The organism is Mastigocoleus testarum BC008, from assembly GCF_001456025.1.
GTDB classification, from domain to species: domain Bacteria; phylum Cyanobacteriota; class Cyanobacteriia; order Cyanobacteriales; family Nostocaceae; genus Mastigocoleus; species Mastigocoleus testarum.
This window is the reverse complement of sequence record NZ_LMTZ01000102.1, coordinates 29,481-48,410: the sequence shown is the minus strand read 5'-3', so window position 1 is coordinate 48,410 and position 18,930 is coordinate 29,481. Positions and strand designations below refer to the sequence as shown.

Sequence of the window (18,930 nt, the reverse complement as noted above, 5' to 3'; positions counted from 1 at the left end):
ACAGCCATATATTGTTTATATTGCTTTAAAAACCTGCAGGATAAATCTATTTCGGATTGATTTAATTATCTTAGAATACAAATTATTTTTTCTTGCGATCGAGATCGAGCGATCGCACAATACTGAGTGGAAGAGCTTCTCGGCTGATAGTATTGATATAACCATTATCTAGGTAGCGACGATAATTAGCATTAGAATTTACGTAGGCTTGAAAAAAGGTATTACTTAATACTTGAATATAATTTTGTGCCAGTTCTGGTGAAACACCAATTACATTTGATGGTAAAGGAACTGTTGCATCAGGCGATTCTGCAATTGTAGAAAAGTGAGTTCCACCATCAATTAAAGCTAAATATTTATTCTGTGTTTGTAACCAGGTAAAAGGTTTAATTTGTTCTGGAAGAGCAGGAGCAATTTTATCGAGACTACTAGAAATAATCATTACTGGAATCCGAATTTGGTTAAATCCATCTCGACCAAAAACGCTACTAGTAATCGGATTAATTGCAATTGCAACTTTGACCCTTGGGTCAAATAAATTATATTCGGATTGATTTAGATTATATGCCAAACATTGTAGTAATAAGGAAACATTGAGGGAATCATCCAAAGAAGAGCAAGTTTTATTCATTTGCTCCACATTAATTTGGGCTCCTGCTAACGCTAAAGCAGTGTAACCACCAAAAGATTGTCCAACTACACCCACTTGTTGTGTATTTAATTTTCCTTTAAATAAAGGGTCTGTACGAGATAGAGAAGTAAGTTTATCTAGTAAATACTTAATATCTAAGGGTCGATCAATAAATTCTTCCGGACTGGTGATTTTGTCCGTATTGGCAGATAATAGTGCTTCTAATTGTTCGGCATTACTTCCGGGATGTTCCGGTACTGCAACAACAAAACCATGGGATGCAAGGTACTGTGCAAGATAAACAAAACTTGTGCGATCGGAACCGAGCCCGTGGGAAATCACAATTACCGGACTTTCTCGATCGACTTTTGGTAAATACACATCAGCACTAAAGTTACGAGAGCGATTGGGATCGACAAGAGAAATAGTGCTTTTTTGCCAGCTATAATTGCCTGATTTGCGTAAATTTGCAGCTAAAATTTCAGATATGTCTGTAGCAATATTTGTATTGACTTCTTCTTGAGATTCTTTGTTAATCAGCTTAATAGCTTTACGTGTCTGATTAATTAGAGATCTGACTTCTAAAGCTATTTCCAAGCTACGGGCTAAATCAATTGATATTTTATTGGAAGGAAATTTTTCTAGAATATCTAAAATTGTAAATTCCTTGGAGTCAGATGCAGCTAAAATTAGTGCGGCTCGCATTGCGTAGAAACCAGCACTACGGGAAGTACCTCTAATTTTTACTCCTCTAGATTCTCCCTGAATAATATTTTCTAACTTTTCCAACAAGTTTTCTCCAATCGGCGTGTAAAGAAATTGGGAAATTTCTACATTCGTTAGAGGGATCGGAGTTATGAGAACCTGTCTCAATTCGGTTAATTTTTCTTTAGGGGCATATTGAAAATATGTTTTCAATTCATTATTTAGCTTGCCAGTACGTGCATAAAACGCTAAAGATTCAATCGAAATAGATCGCTGAATAATCCCAAAGGAAAGACTCAGTCTTTTTGCTGCTAAGGTCTGAGAATTTAGAGATACAAGTAAAACTATTAAATTTAAAGTACATAATACCCATTTTTGCGATAATGAAAATTTAGGTCTAGAACGTGAATTAAAAAAAGAACGCTTGATAGAAATTAACAATGAACTAAAAAATAAGTAATTCATACAATAATTTTGAATCTTTAGTATTGAAAGTTTAACTTTGAAAATTTAAGCTTGGGACTTGATTTCAGAAAGTTTATTTCACGAGGATTTGTATAATTTTTCCAAAATACTAATGATATGAATCAAATTCTTTAGTTACTCCTTAGCAGCTTGGTGTATGACCATCCGAACTAATTAATGAAAATTAATTTTGGATAAAAAATTAATCTTGGATAAATTTCTAAATGCGGTTGTGGGTAACAGCGTAATGAAGAAGTCTTATACTCACAAATCAAACGCGATCGCTATCAAATATAAATCATAATTTTTAATGGGCTTGAGCATATTCAGTTTATTCTACACTTGAAAAACTCAATATATCTAACGAAAAATCTATATTAGAAATATTTTATGGATCTCTAGCCTTACATACCTTTAATCAAAGATAACTGCAAAACAATATAGCTAAATAATTGAAATTTTTATTTATATATTGAGCTAAAGTCATTGAGCTAAAGTATACGTATTCTTCGATATTAGTTTATTCAAAATTGGTTTATTTGAGATTAGCTTGCAATTTTAATAGTGAAAGAATAATACCAGTAATTAATAATTTAAATATCTAATCTAGTTTATAGTTATTTTTGTTTATAGCAAAATGACTAAATTAAGCCATCAAGCATTTCTTCACGGATTGAAAATAGATAATGAAACAACGTGTTAAAGTTTCCTGTGCTATGATCTATAATTAATTTAGTTTCTTTAAATCTGCAAAAGTGATTCGACTAATTAAAGAAGCTATTCAGGAGTGACAAAAAGATAAAGCATCAAGTTTAGCAGCGTCTCTAGCATACTACACTATATTTTCTATTGCTCCATTATTAATTATTTCAATTAATTTATATTTATTAACGGCGTGTATTTTAAAAAATTAGCCTTCCACGAAGTCTCTGCTAGTATGAATAGTATTGTTGAACAACAAAATTACAGTTAAAGTTTTTCCAAAAATTCATTACACGAAGTTTATTTCTAGGAGGAGAACCAAGAACTTCCTCCCTTGCTCCTATTGCTGCTTGAGAGCTACTGATTCCTAACTGTGCTGCGACTAAACACATTTCATAGCGATCGTTAGGTGGTGTGGATAACCAAGTATAGATATTAGGAACGCCCCAGCATTGTTCTTCTTCCCAAATTCTTGCTGAATAAGTATTGGAGGGTGGGGGTGCGATAACATAACCTTGATCGTTAATTCGATCAGCAGCAACTGAGTATCCTAAATTTTGAAAATGAACTAATTGTGATGCTGCGCGACAGCGGTTAAATTTAACTTTATTAGTACCTATTTGCGCTTGGACAGATTGTTGTGTGCTGTAGGTGAGAGTTGAGATTGCACCAATAGTAACTAGTGTAGAAAATCTAGGAAGTAAACGATTTATTAACATAAAAAGTGATGTTCCTGAAAAACTATGATTTCTGATAGAAATCTGAAACATTTATTGGAGATTGCTCTAAAATCGATGATTTTTAGTCGTTAAGAGTACTTAAGTTAAATATATTTCTCTATAATTATTTGTTTGACAGTGTAAATACTCGATTTTCCTTTGCTAAATCATTTACCTGCAGAAACTTTACATTTTGGTGTTTTTGTGAATAAAGTTTATTGCTCGGGAAATAAAATTATGTAAGATGTACAATACTTATTTCTTATGGATTTATACTAAGTATAAATTACTATTTTTTTAGTGAAGTTTATTCATTAACAAGCAATTCAATAACATATGGTTTCTCAACCTTCCCAAACTTCTTCGGCTCAATACGCGGTAAGTAACACTGATAAGGAAAAGCTTAATCCGTCTGTAGAAAATCCCTCAGAAGAAGTTGATTTAGAGTTTCTTTACACCAGGGATATGGAATTTCGTCAAGAAACTATTTATTTTATTGTTGTAGATAGGTTTTGTGATGGCGATCCAGATAATAGTGAGGGTCCAAATGCAGAGCTTTACGATCCCGCGATGGAAGATTGGGGAAAATATTGGGGTGGAGACCTTCAAGGTTTAATAGATAAGCTTGATTATTTAAAAAATATGGGAGTAACAGCTATTTGGTTAACTCCCTTGTTTGAGCAGGTAGAAGGTTTATTTATTGAAAGTGCAGCTATTCACGGTTATTGGACGCGAGACTTTAAACGGATAAATCCCCGTTTTATTGGTAAAGATGAAGAACCTTCCCTAAACAAGACTCAGGAAACCCGCGACACGACTTTTGACTGTTTAATTGCAGAGTTGCACAAGCGGAATATGAAGTTAGTTTTAGATATTGTCTGCAACCACAGCAACCCGGATATTGATGGGGTGAAAGGTGAACTTTATGATGACGGGGTAAAAATTGCTGACTTCAATGATGATAAAGACAATTGGTACCATCATTATGGGGAAGTGAATGATTGGGAAAATGAATGGCAAGTTCAAAACTGTGAACTATCGGGATTAGCTACATTCAACGAAAATAATATTTTATATCGCCAATATATCAAGTCAGCGATCGAGCAATGGTTAGACCGGGGTGTTGATGCATTGCGCGTAGATACAGTAAAACATATGCCAATTTGGTTTTGGCAGGAATTTAACGCAGATATCCGCCATCGCAAGCCAGATGTTTTTATCTTCGGCGAATGGATTTTTTCCCATCCTTTAGATGAGCGTTCTGTAGAATTTGCTAATCATTCCGGAATGTCCATCCTTGATTTTGGCTTGTGTAGTGCAATTCGTTCTGCTCTTGCTGAAGGTGCAGAAGAAGGATTTCATTTAATTCAAGATATTTTTAAGGAAGACTATCGCTACAATGGGGCGACGGAGCTTGTCACTTTTATTGACAATCATGATATGCCCCGGTTTCAATCCTTAAATCCCGATCCTGATATACTACGGTTAGCGATCGCTTTAATTATGACTTCTCGGGGAATTCCTTGTATTTACTACGGTACGGAGCAATATCTCCACGATGATACAGATGGAGGAGACGACCCTTACAACCGCCCCATGATGGAAAAATGGGATAGAGATACGGAACTTTACCGTTGTATTCGTTTGCTTTCTGGTTTGCGTCGTCTTAACCCTGCGGTATCCTTGGGTAGTCAATGGCAAAAATATGTTACGCCGGATGTTTATTGCTATATTCGCAGTTACGGTAATTGCATGTGTTTTGTAGCTATGAACAGAGGAGAAGTCATAACTTTTGATGCTATTACCTGCGACCTTCCCGATGGAGAACATACCTGTATTTTGACTCGACGCAAGTTTCAAGTTACTGATGGAACTATTGAGGATTTAGAACTCGATAGTCAAGAAGCAATTGTAATTAGCTATATTGGCGAAAGAGTTAAAGGACAAACTTTAGTTCGTGCTCAGTTGAATGGAGTATATACTCAACCTGGGGAAAGAATAGTAGTAACCGGAAATTGTCCGGAATTAGGTAATTGGGATATTGTTAAGGCTTATCCTTTAGAATACATTAATCAAAATACTTGGTTTGCCGAAATTCCCTTCAATGAAAGTGCTGGTAAACTAATTACTTACAAGTATGTGATGTTGCGTGAAGATAAGTCCCCTTTGAGAGAAAATCTTGTTTCTCGTCATTGGGTTTTAGCCAAGGAAGGAATGGTTAAATGGCGTGATATTTGGGCTTCTGGACGAGAAGCTTAATAAAATGTGAGTGTCTCCGGAATTGTACAGTTACGAACTGTTTATTTAATGAGGTTGGTTAAATAAATGACCCGTAAATAATTCTGTAAATAAAAATCCTGTCAATAAAAAGCGCAATGAAAAAAATCTTGATTCTTGCAGCTAATCCCACAGACACAAACAAACTACGCTTGGATGAAGAGGTGCGAGAAATCCAAAGCGCTCACAGACAAGCTAAAAATCGCGAAGGAATTGAAATTACTAGTCAGTGGGCGTTGCGGGTCGATGATTTGCGTAGGGAAATACTATACCACACACCAAACATTGTTCACTTTTGCGGTCATGGCGTAGGGGATGATGGTTTGGTGCTAGAAAATGAATACGGACAAAAGCAACTTGTAAGTAGTGAGTCTTTAGCGGGGTTGTTTAAGTTATTTCACAAGGATGTTGAATGTGTAGTGCTTAATGCTTGTTATAGCGAAGTTCAAGCAGAAGCTATTCACCAACATATTAATTGTGTTATCGGGATGAGTTACGCAATTGGGGATAAAGCTGCAATTAAGTTTGCTACTGGTTTTTATGATGCTTTAAGTTCTGGAAGAAATTATCAAGATAGTTTTGAGTTTGGTTGTAATGCGATAGATCTAACAAATATTCCCGAATCCCAAATACCACAAATCAAGATAAAAGATATTTCTAAAAGTTTACTCGACCCAGATTCAAACACTAAATCAAGTCAAAATGACAATACAGGAACTGGTAGACCCAACCCTTCTTCAGAAAAAACTTTTAAACCCATCAAATACATACCCAAACTTGGTAGCAAGAACTTTGTGGGACGACAAGATGAACTAGCTAAGATTCACCAGAAATTTGATGCACAAAACAACAAACTAGTCATCTCTGCTGTGTCGGGAATGGGTGGTGTAGGTAAAACCGAGTTAGCAGTACAATACGCAAAAACATACGAAAACGATTATCCTGGGGGTATTTGCTGGTTAAATGTCAGAGATAAGAATTTAGCTAAACAAATAATTCAATTTATCCAATTGCAGATGGGCTTAGAAGTTCCCCAAAAAGACCCCCAAGGAGATCTGCTGACTTTGAAGGAACAAGTAACTTGGTGCTGGACAAATTGGAAACCACCATCAGGTTTGGTATTAGTAATACTAGATGATGTGACTCAATTAGAGGATTTTTCTCAGTTACTACCGACAAATAAACGCTTCCGAGTTGTGATTACAACTAGGTTACGAGACATCGACACCAATGTTGAGGAAATAGCCTTAAATGTGTTGTCACCAGATGAAGCTTTAGAATTATTCACAAAAACAGTCGGAAAAACCAAGGTAAATAAAGAATTAGAAACTGCGAAAAAAATATGTGAATGGTTGGGATATCTACCCTTAGGAATAGAATTAGTAGGAAGGTATATCAAGCAAAAACCTCCCCACTTTAAATTAGCAAAGATGCTCGAGCAGTTGAAACAACAACGACTGCATAATCAAGCAATAAAAAATCCCCAACAAAAAAGCTTAAGTACAGCACAACGTGGAGTTTTAGAAGCATTTGAATTAAGTTGGGTAGAACTGGATTCACAAACACAGCAGCTTGCTGCATTGATAGGTTTATTTGTCCCAGAAATTTTCCTTTGGGAATGGGTAGAGTCCATAACTAAATCTCTCAATTGGGATGAATCTAGTGTTGAAAATGGGATTGAGGAACTTTACCATCGCCATTTGGTACAGTGTTTAGAACAGAAAGATGAGTATTATTACAAAACTCATCCTTTGATTAGAGAGTTTCTGCAAGCCAAACTTAATCAGTCAGAACATAAAGGTGACTACATACAAAGTTTCTCTGCTAAATTCATCGAAATTGGTAAAACAATTCCTCACACAACAACCTCAGAGATTATCAATTCTGTCAAAAACGCTATACCCCATTTAACAGAAGTCGCAGAAAATCATCTTGATGCAGTCAGGGATGAAAATTTATGTTCTGTTTTTCTTGGTTTAGGGAGATTTTACCGAGGACAAGGTTTATATGCATTAGCACAACCTTGGTATGAGCAATGTGTATCAGAAGTAAAATCCCGTTTGGGAGAAAATCATCTCGATTATGCAAAGAGTTTGAACAATCTAGCTGGTCTCTACTGGAATCAAGGAAAGTACCTTGAAGCAAAAACCCTTTGTATTCAAGAATTGGAGATCACAAAACAGCAACTCGGAGAAAATCATCTCGATTATGCAAAGAGTTTGAACAATCTAGCTTTACTCTACTGGGACCAAGGAAAGTACGTAGAAGCAGAACCCCTTTATATCCAAGCATTGGAAATCAGAAAAATGCAACTCGGAGTAAATCATCCCGATACCGCAGACAGTTTGGAATGTTTAGCTTCACTCTACGACAAGCAAGGAAAGTACGTAGAAGCAGAACCCCTTTATATCCAAGCATTGGAAATCTATAAACACCAACTCGGAGTAAATCATCCCAGAACAGCATTAGGTTTGAACAATTTAGCTAATTTCTACTCCGACCAAGGAAAGTACGTAGAAGCAGAACCCCTTTATATCCAAGCATTGGAAATCTACAAACACCAACTCGGAGTAAATCATCCCTGTACCGCAAGGACTTTGAGCAATTTAGGTGAACTTTACACAGAGCAAGGAAAGTACGAAGAAGCAGAACTTCTTTTAACCCAAGCATTGGAAATCAAAAAACAGCAACTGGGAGAAAATCATTTCGAAATCGCAGACACTTTGAACAATTTAGCTATTCTCTACCACTCCCAAGGAAAGTACGTAGAAGCAGAACCCCTTTATATCCAAGCATTGAAAATCTACAAACACCAACTTGGAGAAAATCATCCCAGAACAGCATTTGGTTTGAACAATTTAGGTGAATTTTACACAGACCAAGAAAAGTACAATGAAGCAGAACTTCTTTTAACCCAAGCATTGGACATCAAAAAACAGCAACTGGGAATAAATCATCCCCGCTATGCAGACAGTTTGAACGCTTTAGGTTTAATCTATAGCTATCAAGGAAAGCACAGTGAAGCAGAAAACCTTTTAACCCAAGCATTGGCGATCGCACAACGGGTCTTGGGGTCAGATCATCCTGATACGGTGAAGTATCGGGGAAATTTGGAAAAATTACACCTTTACGAGTAGTGAGTAATGAGTAATAAGTAATGAGTAATAAGTAATGTTAGCGCAGCGGGGCGCGTAAGCGCACAGTAATGAGTTTTGTCCGTTCGCTGTTAAGTGCGTCTAAGCGACGAGGAACCAGGAAGCAATCTCACCTACTTGTTTATATTAGAATAAATTTAAAATTGACCCGAAAAACAATGTTCTTTGATGCCTGCTAAAGACCTTTATCATGATACTGTCATAGCTTCACTGATAAAAGATAGTTGGACAATTACTGACGATCCACTAATCCTCAAAATCGGTACCCGCAATGCTCTAGTCGATTTAGGTGCAGAAAAACTGATTGCTGCACAACGAGATTCCATAAAAATAGCTGTTGAAGTGAAAACTTTTATCAGTCCTTCTCTTATGAGCGATCTTGAAAAAGCATGGGGACAGTTTTTTCTATATAGTAAGTTGTTACGCATCTAATTTGTATATTATTCAATTCGATAGCGAAGCCTCAAACTTTCTTCAATTATGTCCTACGGACACGCTACGCTAATGACTTTTGAATTTTTACTTTTGACTTGCTGTTGTGCATTTTTAATGCACGACAGCTTAGGGTACTCAAGAAACGAGATCCTAATCGTAAAATGTATCTAGCAGTCGAACGCAACATTTTTGAAACATTTTTTGAAGAGGAAGCTGGACTGCTCCTATTGGAAGAACCTGGTTTTCACCTACTTGTTTTTGATGCAAAAATTGAGGAGATTATCCAATGGAAACCGCAAATCAACCTTTAAATCGATGGTATGAAATACTAGAAAAGATTTTTCAATACTACGCTGACCTTCCTTATCGCTATGGTGATGTGACAAACCATATAGTGATTAGTCGTGACTGCAATCATTTTATGCTACTCCATGAAGGCTGGGAAAATCATCGCCGTGTATACGGTACGATTATCCATGTTGAAATTCGCGACGGTAAAATCTGGATTCACTACGACGGAATCGAAGATGGTATCACAGACGAACTCGTTGCTGCTGGAGTACCGAAAGACCGTATTGTCCTTGCTTTTCATCCTCCCGAAATTCGTCAACATACCGGGTATGCGGTTGCTTAGTGCTACGCGCTATTCAGAATTTTATTGTGCTGGTCTAATTTGAAGTTTATAACTCAACTTTTAACCAGGAATCATAAATCTCGGCGATTTTCTTAATAAACTCAAGTTCATCAACCTCAAGATTATTGAACAAACTTTTATATTTCCAACCACGCTCATAACAACTGAGAATTTCTTCTGGGGTTTTTGGGGCGATAAAATATTGATGGATAATAGTCCAAGAAATTGTACACAAATTAATGGCTGCTAAAGACTTATTCCATAATGCTGTAAAACAAGGACTCTTGAAAGAGAATTGGGTAATTACAGCAGATCCATTAAAAATTAAGATTGAAGGTGTCAAGTTTGAAATAGATTTAGCAGCAGAAAAAGTTTTAGCTGCTCAAAAAGCAGGACAAAAGATAGCAGTTGAAATAAAAAGTTTCCTTAATACTTCAGCAATTACAGACTTTCATGCTGCATTAGGTCAGTTTTTGAACTATCGTCTAGCACTGAAAATGGTTGAATCAGATAGAATACTTTATCTAGCAGTTCCTATTGATACATTTGAATCATTCTTTCAGGAAAAATTTACTCAAGAAGCAGTCAATCTTTATCAAGTAAAATTGATAATCTACGATCCTGTTGAGGAGGTAGTCATCAAATGGAAAAATTAGAACAATACCGATTATTCATCCGACAATTATTAAACAATCATACCAAGTTAGAAGCAAATAACTCAGATTCAGAGATTGAGTGTCAACTTATATTTGATACAGAACATGACCATTATCAACTTTTAGATATTGGCTGGGATGGACTCAAAAGAGTTTATAACTGTTTCATCCATTTAGATATCAAAGATGGTAAAGTTTGGATTCAACGAAACATGACAGAAGCAGACTTAGCACAAGATTTGCTAGAAATGGGTATACCAAAAGAGGATATTATTATCGGTTTGCATCCAAGTTATAAACGTCCTTATACTGGCTATGGAGTAGCTTAGCTATTTTGGTTGTGGAGTTAGAGATATTGGGATTGTTTCAAGTAAACCTCATGTATTCGTAAGTTCTCTAAGGTATAAACTCCAAACTTACACCTATTCGACGATCTTTATCTACCGGAGAGTTTTGTTGCTGTAAATCAGTAGATAGGCGAATTTTACGTGTAAGAGCATAAGCAAATGAAATACTAGTTAAACCTACTTCTTCACTACTACCAGGAGCTACCCAACTTTGGGAGAGAGAAATATCTGCTGCACCACTACGGGATAAAACCAATAATAACTTTACTCCTATATTTACTCCTGAGGTGCGATCGCTATTTATTTCCACATTGCGATAACCCACTACAGGAGCAATATTTACATAATTTCCTAAAGGACGAAGATAATATCGTAAATCTGCACCGTATGCTTGTCGCTTACCGTTAAAAGTTCTTTGATATTCACCACTGAAAGTTAAACCGGTAGAGTCAAGAAATATATCCTCAACTCCCAAATTGATTCCTCCAAATTGTTCTCCAGGATAGAGTGAATAACCTGCTCTAAATCTAGTTACAAAACTGGGATCGTTTCTAATATCTTCGAGTACATTTGGTATTTTTTTTCGCCAACGTTGTAAAACAGGACTGTTTTTTATAACTTCTGGACTTAAATCTAATTCTTGATTTGGAGGTGTTTCACCCAAAGCGGGAATTGCTCTCGAAATAAAACTAATAGTTAAAAAACTAATGGTCAACCCCAAGCCGAAAACTGAATTTATAAGAGCATTTTTTGGAGGTTGTTGGATCATGTAATGTTTATTCAAGTAATTATCATACCTATGGGGTTTGGTAATTGATAATTGGTAATTGGTGTGAGCTTTTCTTCGCTGAGTAGTTAATAACAGATAGAAATTAAGATGTAGAGACATGACGTGTCACGTCTCTAGAGTTACTGTTCTATTTGGCAAAATAAATGCAGTTAATAGAGTGCTTTTTAACGTGGCGCACTTATTTTATACCATTTGCCAGGTTTTATCTTACTTTTCTTACTCGTCCGTTTTCACATCTGTATTCTTGACCGTTAACAGTGGTAGTTGATGTTGTACCTTCCGAAGAACCAGAACAATCAATGTCAACTTTACCGTTCCTTACACTTACTGATTGTCTGTTTACTTGTCTGTTACTGTCTCTGTTACTGTCTGTTTGGTCGTAACTGTCACCTCCTCCACAGGCTGCAGCTACCACCATTAAAGATAAAATTAAACTAAATTGGGCAAATTTCTTCACTAAGTTCTTAGTAGGTTTCATTGTAGATTTCATGTTTATCCGTAAATTTAGTAATTTGACTTTTAATTTTGATTGGTGAGCTTTAATTGGTTACTTTTATCCGCAGCAAATCATTAACAGTTAGTCCTCAACTGTTAACTACAAGGGATAAAGGTATTTTTCCAAACTCGATGGGGTTGATGGGATTATAATTTTTCAGTTTACAGATTCTCAGTTTACAGATTCTCAGGTTAGAGATTTTGAGTCCAGGAGAATCTTGTTTACAGAATCTTACTTATCAAATATCAGTAGGGATTTACTTTCGTTTTAACAATTTGATTTTAACAAATTAAATTTTTGTTGGAGGGAAAAGAAAACGAGAAATAGAATAATAAAAAAGTAAAGACGCGACATGTCGCGTCTTTACATATTGGTCAAACTATTATGTTGACTGAATTCTGAAGTTGCTTGAAGGAATCCGTTTAACGTACGCTACCTTCATAAGCCTTAGCATCCAAAGGCTTCATGAAATATAATTTCAAGAATTGCACGCCATTGGAAATATAAAGAGGTAATTTTTGGAATAATTGCAGGAATTTTGGAGTCTTAGAATTAACAATAGCTCTGAGCTTATCGTTATTCTTGACACAAGTATCTAAGAATTGATAAAATTTAGGATTTTTAACATCTAACATTACAGGGAAGACTCGTCCCGCGGTTTCGTTGGTCTTCTCAATTACGTGGATGTCATATTCCCGCGCATCCAACCCAATAGCAGCGTAAAAGTCTTTACGTTGGATGTCGTTGAGATACATGGTCGCAAAAACTGATAAGAGGAAGAAGCGACACCATAGACGCGCTTTCCAATCATTGAGCATTTGCGGTTGAGATTTCATGATCGCATCGAAGAAATCTCCATGACGGTTTTCATCCTGACACCAGTTTTCAAAGAAACGGAAAATTGGATAAATCCGATCTTCTGGATGTGCTTCTAAATGACGATAAATGGTGATATAACGCCAGTAACCAATCTTTTCGGAAAGATAAGTGGCGTAAAAGATGAATTTTGGCTTAAAGAAAGTGTATTTGCGACTCTTAGTTAAAAATCCCAAGTCTAATGACAGATTAAAATCTGACATTGCTTTGTTAAGGAAACCTGCGTGACGAGCTTCATCTCGGGACATCAAGTTGAAGCACTCCGCTAATACCGGGCTTTTACCTTTCAAGCGACGACCGAGTTCTTTATAGAGCAAGAAACCGGAAAATTCAGCCGTACAGGAGCGTTCTAGAAATTCTACGAACAATTGGCGAGTTTCCCCATCGATATGCTCCCAAGATTGCTCGAATTCGGCGTCCCGAACAAAATGATGGCGGTTATAGTCAGCACGAAATTCTTCCAAGATGGCTCTCAATTCGTCTTCGTTGACGGAGATGTCCATCTTTTCCATCTCATCAAAGTCGGTGGTGTAAAACCGTGGAGTTAATAAGGTTTCTTTTGCCGGGATTTTTACCCCGGGGCGCATTTCTTCAAAGCTTGGTTTTTTTAGGGAATCTACCATATTGCGATCGCTTGTGTTCCTTTTGTTTTGTGCGGATGCCCCTCAAAGCTAAAGAATATGCTTTCGCAGGGTCTAAAATTAAGTAATAAACAATAGTCTACCAACCCTAAGGACTAGAACCGATAATTTAAACGTTAAGAGTTGCAACAATTACAAAAATATTAATCGTGCAAATTTACGCAAAATTTCTGGAATTTGCCGTTTGTGATTGGTAGTTAATCCGGTATGACCAGACTAGTTTAACTTTAAACGACCGAATTAGAATTCAATGAATTAGAGTTCAATATTTAACTTCAGAAAAACAATTCTTTGTAGCCATATCTCCGAACACGGAACCTTTCTGGGTTTTAAGCTTGGAAAGAAGCACTATGGGATATCCAAAATATAAAGCAATTACACATATCAATTTCTATTTGCACTCAGCAGTGTGAAACAAATAATTGCTTGGGATTGTTTTCCCATAACTGTTTTGAAATACGAGTCTCTAAATGTCAGTTCTAAATGTCAGCGATAGGAAATTTCTATAACCAATCTTTATAGATTAGTCATTTTCTTCAACCAGAACAAAGTGCAGAAATCAACACCTATGAAGTTTAACTAACAGTGCCAACCCCAGATTGAAACAATTACAATTAAATATATATCTAAATTTTTAGTGACTTTAAATACCAACCATTCTTGGATATTTCTGTACGCTTTCCCACTTTATATTTACCAGGTCTGAATCGCACTGTCGATCACCAGACAAATTAACATCTATCGTCATTTTGAAAGTTCGCTAAAAAGTCCCCCGACCGAAGAAATTATTTTAATAAATCAACTAAATGAAGAGGTTGAAATTCAGATGAAGGCAAAAAGTGACGTTAATGACAGCAAAAAAACTCAATCGCATCAAGAGCGCTTGCTTGCATCCTATATTTTAACTGCCGCACACTTTTTTGGTTTGAGCGGTTTACACCGTTTATATAACGGTAAGATAGGTACTGGCTTATTATGGCTATTTACTTGGGGTATTCTTGGTGTTGGGCAGTTTGTAGACTTGTTTTTAATACCTGATATGGTTGATGAAGCTGAAGCCAGACTTAAGCTTAAAGCAGGAGTTTCTCGCTTTGGTGTTCCTTTAGACGTTCCAGTAACCACATCTCAAGTTTACGAATCTCCCAAAAAAGAAGAAACAAAGCCACTAAATTTGAGATTATTGAAAGCTGCGGAAAAAAATGGCGGTAAGATATCCGTAACTAAGGGCGTTTTGGAAACAGAAGCGACCTTTGAAGAAGTTGAAACAACCTTAAAAGAAATGATGAAGTCGGGTTATGTAAGTATAGATAACGACCCACATAACGGAGCCGTTATCTACAATTTTCATGAGTTGAGTTAGTTGAGTTAGTTGATTCCCAACCACTTTTGACCATTTAAACGCTGCATCAACCCAAATACCATTAGATCCAGGGTGATTCTACGTTCGTCAATCAAAAAAGATTCCATAGTACTTGGTTTTTTACCTTCATTACAGGAGAATCCTTTTTTACCCTTAATATCTTCATCAGGGAAATATAAGTTGAACTGACGTTGACCATCATACCAACGACCTTCAACTTGCCAGCATTCTCCAGCACTTTCAAAACCAACAATGGGAACTTTTTGTTTCGCAAAAGATAACTGTAAATCTTCTACCCCCTTACCAGTCATTGCTTTTTCTACGGCTGGAACATAAATTTTTTCCATAAACTCCGCAAATGGCTTATCTTCCAGCGCTGGGGGCTTTTCTTTTTTAGGTTTTTTGGCTGCTGCAGGAGGTTTCTCGCTTTTAGCTGCTGCAGGTTTGGCTGCTGCGGGTTTTGCTTCAGCTTCAGCAGGCTTAGATTTGGAAGCTTCCGCATCTGAAGAAGCAGGTTTGTTTTGCTTGTTTTCTTCTGCCATTAGTTGAGTTAATCCTTTATCTCACTAAGATAGCAATTCTCCGGTTTAGAAGAAGCTACCTTTGAGTTTATCGATCATTCTCATTTTGGCATAGGGGAAGGATTGAGTAATGAGTAATGAGTAATAAGTAATAAGTAATGAGTAATAAGTAATGAGTCAGGAGTCAGAAGTCAGAAGTCAGAAGTCAGAAGTCAGAAGTCAGAAGTCATGCATTACCCATTACCAATTACCCATGACCAATTACCAATTACCCATTACCAATTACCAATTACCAATTACCAATTCACGATAGCATGAAAAAATAGTTATTAAACCAATAAAATATACAAAATTATTGGGAGGGGTTATGGTATCTTCCACTAGTTTTCCAGATGTTCAAAACCATTGGGCGCGTCCATTCATTGAGGCTTTAGCGCAACGAGGAATTGTCAATGGTTATCCCAATGGTAGATTTCTTCCGGATAACTCAGTAACCAGAGCTGAGTTTGCTGCTATTGTTACTACAGCTTTTTACCAAATTCCTCGTAGACGCGAACATATACCTTTTGTTGATGTTCCTACAAATCATTGGGCATTTTCGGCGATCCAAAAGTCTTACGAAACTGCTTTCATTAGCGGATTCCCGAATCATCAGTTTCGCCCTTCAACTCGAATCATGCGGGTCAATGCTCTAATTTCTATTATTAGTGGTCTGGGATTAACTGACACTATTAATAGTGAATTGGAAAGCAAATTACCGCAAATTTATCAGGATTACGAACAAATTCCAGATTATGCCAAAGTGGGGATCGCAATTGCTACTAAGGTGAGAGTAGTTGCAAGTTACCCGAACATTAAGTTACTCAATCCAAGTTTAGTGGCGACTCGCGCAGATATTGCTGTATTTGTTTATCAAGCTCTGGTTCATTTAGGAGAAGCAAGTAAAATTGATTCTGAATATTTAGTATCAGCAACGGCTTCTTCCATTGCAACCTCTCCAGCAACAACTTCTCCAATAACAACTTCTCCAATAACAAGCCCAAACCCAGAAAATAATATTGTTCGAGAATATGACATTATCTGTTTTGGTGATGAGGTTCCTGGTGTTTTAAGTTTGGTGTGTGCGGGGCGAGAATACTATCGTCGCATGGGCAAATATCCCCGCAGTTTATTACTATTTAAGGGAAATTCTCAACTTGGAATTGGTGGTCATTTAATCCGGGGAGCTTTATCTTATTTGGATCGTTCTGCTGTTCCTTCTTCTATTCGTTCCCAATATGATTTGGATATTTTCGGTGATTCACCGGCGATCTATCAAGAATTTCTCAGACGCTCCGGAGTTTATCAAATAGCTTTAGACCCCGAAGATGGGAGCACTGCTTTACGTCAAATGTTGCAAGAGGTCAGAGCCGATATTCTTGATAATATCGAAATCGAATCGGTAATTAAGATAGATGACGGTCGAATAACTGGGATTAAGTTAACTAAGGGTGAAACTTACACCGCAACACAATTTATTGATAGTACGGTCAACGCTGAATTAGCTCAGTTTGCTGGTGTGAAAAAACTTAAAGGCTTTGAGACTTTTGGTTTACCAAATTCAGAATTATCAGTAACTTTAACTTTTCAAACAAAAGGTTTAAGTGTAGATAGAATTAAGAACGTTGAAAGTCAATACCTAAAACGTTTCACTAATCTTTCAGACACCCAAGCCCAAAGCTGGATTAATATTGCTGCTGGTAATAAATCTGAATTTGCTGATAACCTCAGAAATAGCCTGACTGATGAGAATGGCAATTTGAAAACCATGTATGCCGGTAGAGACTATATCGATGTTCGTTCCAGAGCTTTATCGATCGCATATCATGGTTTTCGAGGAACTACATTATCTTTAGAAAGCAGTGGGAGTATTCTTGATAATGGCAATGTGGCAATTTTAAATCCCAGTACTCTGTCTTGGAATGCTCTACTTTTTGATGTTGACGCTGACCAAGCCGAAAACTTAGCCAGACAAAAAGCAATACCCACATCTAACATGCAGCAGGAGATGTATTTTGTCGGTCAATGGTTTAAGAGTCTAGGTGCGGTAGAAGCGATTCCAGCGCATGAATTATACATCCGTCATGCTGGTAATATTACTGGAGTAGTGAGACCTCTAACAGGAGCAGATATGCTTTCTGGTGGAGTACCTATGGAAGAAGCTTTGGGCTCTTTTAGCTATCATTTCGATATTCGTGGAGGTATAAAAGGTTTAGGCGATCGGGCACTTGAAAAGGGATTTGAAACGGAGGCTCTTTTACATCCCCAAAAACCACTATTTAATTTTGGGATTCAACACGCTTTAGTAAAAAATGTACCTAACCTTGCAGTTGTCAGCCCTGCTTCTGGATTTGAAGGTTATGCTTCCTCTGCTGGGAGAATTGTCGAGTTTAACTGCGGTGTGGGACAAGGGATTGGAATTGCTTGTGCGATCGCGCTATCTAACAGAGGTAAACTTGCAGATATTTCCAACGGTGAGGTGCGAGAAGTTTTACTTCAAACCCAACGTTTACCAAAAATATATGGCATGAATTACCTCGCACAAGCTCAGCAGTTGGGTATTTTTGAAAATCAAATGGCTTAAATGGGTAATTGGTAATTGGTAATGGGTAATGGGTAATTGGTAATTGGTGGTGAGTAACTCCTGCTTGTCCGCAAAGAAACGGTCTGTTTTAACTCCTTACTCCTGTAGAGACGTAGCATGCTACGTCTCTACGACTCCTGACTCCTGACTCCTGACTTCTGACTTCTCCCTTCCTCTGGCTCCCAAATCAAAGGTATGATAGGTATTCAAGCAAACATAAGATTATCAGTCTTCATACTACGGAGAGAAACAACCTTGGGAGTAGAACTGCGAAGTTTCGTATACCTCGATAACTTGCAACCTCAACATGCAGCATATATGGGAACTGTAGCCCAAGGTTTTTTACCATTACCAGGAGATACGTCACTTTGGATTGAAATTTCTCCTGGAATTGAAATTAATCGAATTACAGATGTAGCCCTTAAGTCAGCTTCTGTTCGTCCGGGAGCTTTGGTTGTGGAACGACTTTATGGTCTGTTGGAAGTACATTCAAGTTCCCAAGGGGAAACTAGAACCGCAGGTCAAGCAATTTTGGCGGCTTTGGGAGTTGAGAAAGGTGACTCTCTCAAACCACAAGTTGTTTCCAGCCAAATTATTCGCAATATTGATGCTTATCAAACACAGCTTATAAATAGAAATCGACGGGGACAGATGCTACTTGCTGGACAAACGCTGTACATATTAGAAGTTCAACCAGCTGCGTATGCTGCACTTGCTGCAAATGAAGCGGAAAAAGCAGCTGCAATTAATATTCTTTCAGTCCAACCTGTGGGAAGTTTTGGAAGATTGTACTTGGGTGGACAAGAACAAGACATTCTCGCTGGTGCGCAGGGAGCATTAGCGGCGATTGAAAATGTTGCTGGTAGAGGGACAAAATCCCTTGTGGGACAGGAGTAA

At 37.1% G+C, this 18,930-nt stretch carries 18 protein-coding genes and 1 pseudogene; 12 read left to right on the top strand and 7 right to left on the bottom strand.

Annotated features, from left to right (window positions below; genetic code table 11):
* Window positions 1–82: 82 nt before the first annotated feature.
* Window positions 83–1,801, bottom strand: a complete 1,719-nt coding sequence (locus BC008_RS23830) for an alpha/beta hydrolase (RefSeq protein ID WP_082650615.1) — start codon at window positions 1,799–1,801, stop codon at window positions 83–85.
* Window positions 1,802–2,556: 755 nt separating this feature from the next.
* Between BC008_RS23830 and BC008_RS51500 the strand changes: the two are divergent.
* Window positions 2,557–2,676, top strand: a pseudogene (locus BC008_RS51500) (YihY/virulence factor BrkB family protein); the annotation flags it as partial.
* A gap of 57 nt (window positions 2,677–2,733) precedes the next feature.
* Here the strand turns inward: BC008_RS51500 and BC008_RS23825 are convergent.
* A complete protein-coding gene (locus BC008_RS23825) occupies window positions 2,734–3,222 on the bottom strand; it encodes a hypothetical protein (RefSeq protein ID WP_058183930.1) in 489 nt (162 codons plus the stop codon).
* A 336-nt stretch (window positions 3,223–3,558) separates the two neighbouring features.
* Between BC008_RS23825 and BC008_RS23820 the strand changes: the two genes are divergently transcribed.
* The 5 genes from BC008_RS23820 to BC008_RS23805 all read left to right on the top strand — a co-directional run bounded on the left by BC008_RS23820 (window position 3,559) and on the right by BC008_RS23805 (window position 9,723).
* Window positions 3,559–5,481, top strand: coding sequence for an alpha-amylase family glycosyl hydrolase (locus BC008_RS23820; protein ID WP_027844386.1), 1,923 nt, complete (start codon window positions 3,559–3,561; stop codon window positions 5,479–5,481).
* Window positions 5,482–5,597: 116 nt separating this feature from the next.
* Window positions 5,598–8,636, top strand: a complete 3,039-nt coding sequence (locus BC008_RS23815) for a tetratricopeptide repeat protein (RefSeq protein WP_072207760.1) — start codon at window positions 5,598–5,600, stop codon at window positions 8,634–8,636.
* 186 nt (window positions 8,637–8,822) lie between these two features.
* Window positions 8,823–9,086, top strand: coding sequence for an element excision factor XisH family protein (locus tag BC008_RS23810; RefSeq protein ID WP_082650614.1), 264 nt, complete (start codon window positions 8,823–8,825; stop codon window positions 9,084–9,086).
* 98 nt (window positions 9,087–9,184) lie between these two features.
* Entirely contained in the window at window positions 9,185–9,400 is a 216-nt protein-coding gene (locus BC008_RS52795; RefSeq protein WP_407657076.1) for an element excision factor XisH family protein, read from the top strand.
* Window positions 9,376–9,723, top strand: a complete 348-nt coding sequence (locus tag BC008_RS23805; protein ID WP_027846160.1) for a XisI protein — start codon at window positions 9,376–9,378, stop codon at window positions 9,721–9,723. The genes BC008_RS52795 and BC008_RS23805 overlap by 25 nt, the downstream gene beginning before the upstream one ends.
* Before the next feature lie 46 nt (window positions 9,724–9,769).
* Here the strand turns inward: BC008_RS23805 and BC008_RS50725 are convergent, their stop codons facing one another.
* Entirely contained in the window at window positions 9,770–9,958 is a 189-nt protein-coding gene (locus BC008_RS50725) for a hypothetical protein (RefSeq protein ID WP_058183929.1), read from the bottom strand.
* Window positions 9,959–9,962: 4 nt separating this feature from the next.
* Here BC008_RS50725 and BC008_RS23795 point away from each other — a divergent pair, with 4 nt between their 5' ends.
* On the top strand, window positions 9,963–10,379 hold the full coding sequence (locus BC008_RS23795) for a XisH family protein (protein ID WP_027846161.1): 417 nt from the start codon (window positions 9,963–9,965) through the stop codon (window positions 10,377–10,379).
* Window positions 10,367–10,708: a XisI protein gene (locus tag BC008_RS23790; RefSeq protein WP_027846162.1), complete on the top strand. Its 342-nt coding sequence runs from the start codon at window positions 10,367–10,369 to the stop codon at window positions 10,706–10,708. The genes BC008_RS23795 and BC008_RS23790 overlap by 13 nt, the downstream gene beginning before the upstream one ends.
* 67 nt (window positions 10,709–10,775) lie before the next feature.
* Here BC008_RS23790 and BC008_RS23785 read toward each other — a convergent pair whose 3' ends face one another.
* From BC008_RS23785 to acsF, 3 genes are all read right to left on the bottom strand, one after another.
* The gene (locus tag BC008_RS23785; RefSeq protein ID WP_058183928.1) at window positions 10,776–11,495 is read right to left on the bottom strand and encodes a hypothetical protein; all 720 of its coding nucleotides are present in this window, start codon (window positions 11,493–11,495) and stop codon (window positions 10,776–10,778) included.
* Window positions 11,496–11,718: 223 nt separating this feature from the next.
* On the bottom strand, window positions 11,719–11,994 hold the full coding sequence (locus BC008_RS23780; protein WP_153009653.1) for a hypothetical protein: 276 nt from the start codon (window positions 11,992–11,994) through the stop codon (window positions 11,719–11,721).
* Between the two features lie 440 nt (window positions 11,995–12,434).
* Window positions 12,435–13,511, bottom strand: a complete 1,077-nt coding sequence (gene acsF / locus BC008_RS23775) for a magnesium-protoporphyrin IX monomethyl ester (oxidative) cyclase (protein WP_027846164.1) — start codon at window positions 13,509–13,511, stop codon at window positions 12,435–12,437.
* An 844-nt stretch (window positions 13,512–14,355) separates the two neighbouring features.
* On the opposite strand from acsF, the gene BC008_RS23770 reads away from it, so the two are divergent.
* Window positions 14,356–14,889, top strand: coding sequence for a TM2 domain-containing protein (locus BC008_RS23770; RefSeq protein WP_027846165.1), 534 nt, complete (start codon window positions 14,356–14,358; stop codon window positions 14,887–14,889).
* A 5-nt stretch (window positions 14,890–14,894) separates the two neighbouring features.
* On the opposite strand, the gene BC008_RS23765 is transcribed toward BC008_RS23770, so the two are convergent.
* Entirely contained in the window at window positions 14,895–15,431 is a 537-nt protein-coding gene (locus tag BC008_RS23765; protein WP_027846166.1) for a DUF2996 domain-containing protein, read from the bottom strand.
* Window positions 15,432–15,582: 151 nt separating this feature from the next.
* On the opposite strand from BC008_RS23765, the gene BC008_RS50720 reads away from it, so the two are divergent.
* The 3 genes from BC008_RS50720 (at window position 15,583) to BC008_RS23755 (ending at window position 18,930) form a co-directional block, all read left to right on the top strand.
* A complete protein-coding gene (locus tag BC008_RS50720) occupies window positions 15,583–15,723 on the top strand; it encodes an alpha/beta hydrolase (RefSeq protein WP_201026166.1) in 141 nt (46 codons plus the stop codon).
* A gap of 54 nt (window positions 15,724–15,777) precedes the next feature.
* Complete coding sequence (locus BC008_RS23760; protein ID WP_235595921.1) at window positions 15,778–18,033, top strand: S-layer homology domain-containing protein; 2,256 nt, start codon at window positions 15,778–15,780, stop codon at window positions 18,031–18,033.
* 255 nt (window positions 18,034–18,288) lie between these two features.
* Window positions 18,289–18,930, top strand: coding sequence for a hypothetical protein (locus BC008_RS23755; protein WP_027846925.1), 642 nt, complete (start codon window positions 18,289–18,291; stop codon window positions 18,928–18,930).

Excerpts from the sequence above, each read along its gene's own strand:
- BC008_RS23810 (WP_082650614.1), top strand. The coding sequence starts at position 8,823 with ATGCCTGCTAAAGACCTTTATCATGATACTGTCATAGCTTCACTGATA.
- BC008_RS50720 (WP_201026166.1), top strand. The coding sequence starts at position 15,583 with ATGAGTCAGGAGTCAGAAGTCAGAAGTCAGAAGTCAGAAGTCAGAAGT.
- BC008_RS23825 (WP_058183930.1), bottom strand. The coding sequence starts at position 3,222 with ATGTTAATAAATCGTTTACTTCCTAGATTTTCTACACTAGTTACTATT.
- BC008_RS23760 (WP_235595921.1), top strand. The coding sequence starts at position 15,778 with ATGGTATCTTCCACTAGTTTTCCAGATGTTCAAAACCATTGGGCGCGT.
- acsF (WP_027846164.1), bottom strand. The coding sequence starts at position 13,511 with ATGGTAGATTCCCTAAAAAAACCAAGCTTTGAAGAAATGCGCCCCGGG.
- BC008_RS23795 (WP_027846161.1), top strand. The coding sequence starts at position 9,963 with ATGGCTGCTAAAGACTTATTCCATAATGCTGTAAAACAAGGACTCTTG.
- BC008_RS23785 (WP_058183928.1), bottom strand. The coding sequence starts at position 11,495 with ATGATCCAACAACCTCCAAAAAATGCTCTTATAAATTCAGTTTTCGGC.
- BC008_RS23780 (WP_153009653.1), bottom strand. The coding sequence starts at position 11,994 with ATGAAACCTACTAAGAACTTAGTGAAGAAATTTGCCCAATTTAGTTTA.
- BC008_RS23765 (WP_027846166.1), bottom strand. The coding sequence starts at position 15,431 with ATGGCAGAAGAAAACAAGCAAAACAAACCTGCTTCTTCAGATGCGGAA.
- BC008_RS23805 (WP_027846160.1), top strand. The coding sequence starts at position 9,376 with ATGGAAACCGCAAATCAACCTTTAAATCGATGGTATGAAATACTAGAA.
- BC008_RS23770 (WP_027846165.1), top strand. The coding sequence starts at position 14,356 with ATGAAGGCAAAAAGTGACGTTAATGACAGCAAAAAAACTCAATCGCAT.
- BC008_RS23830 (WP_082650615.1), bottom strand. The coding sequence starts at position 1,801 with ATGAATTACTTATTTTTTAGTTCATTGTTAATTTCTATCAAGCGTTCT.
- BC008_RS23820 (WP_027844386.1), top strand. The coding sequence starts at position 3,559 with ATGGTTTCTCAACCTTCCCAAACTTCTTCGGCTCAATACGCGGTAAGT.
- BC008_RS23790 (WP_027846162.1), top strand. The coding sequence starts at position 10,367 with ATGGAAAAATTAGAACAATACCGATTATTCATCCGACAATTATTAAAC.
- BC008_RS23815 (WP_072207760.1), top strand. The coding sequence starts at position 5,598 with ATGAAAAAAATCTTGATTCTTGCAGCTAATCCCACAGACACAAACAAA.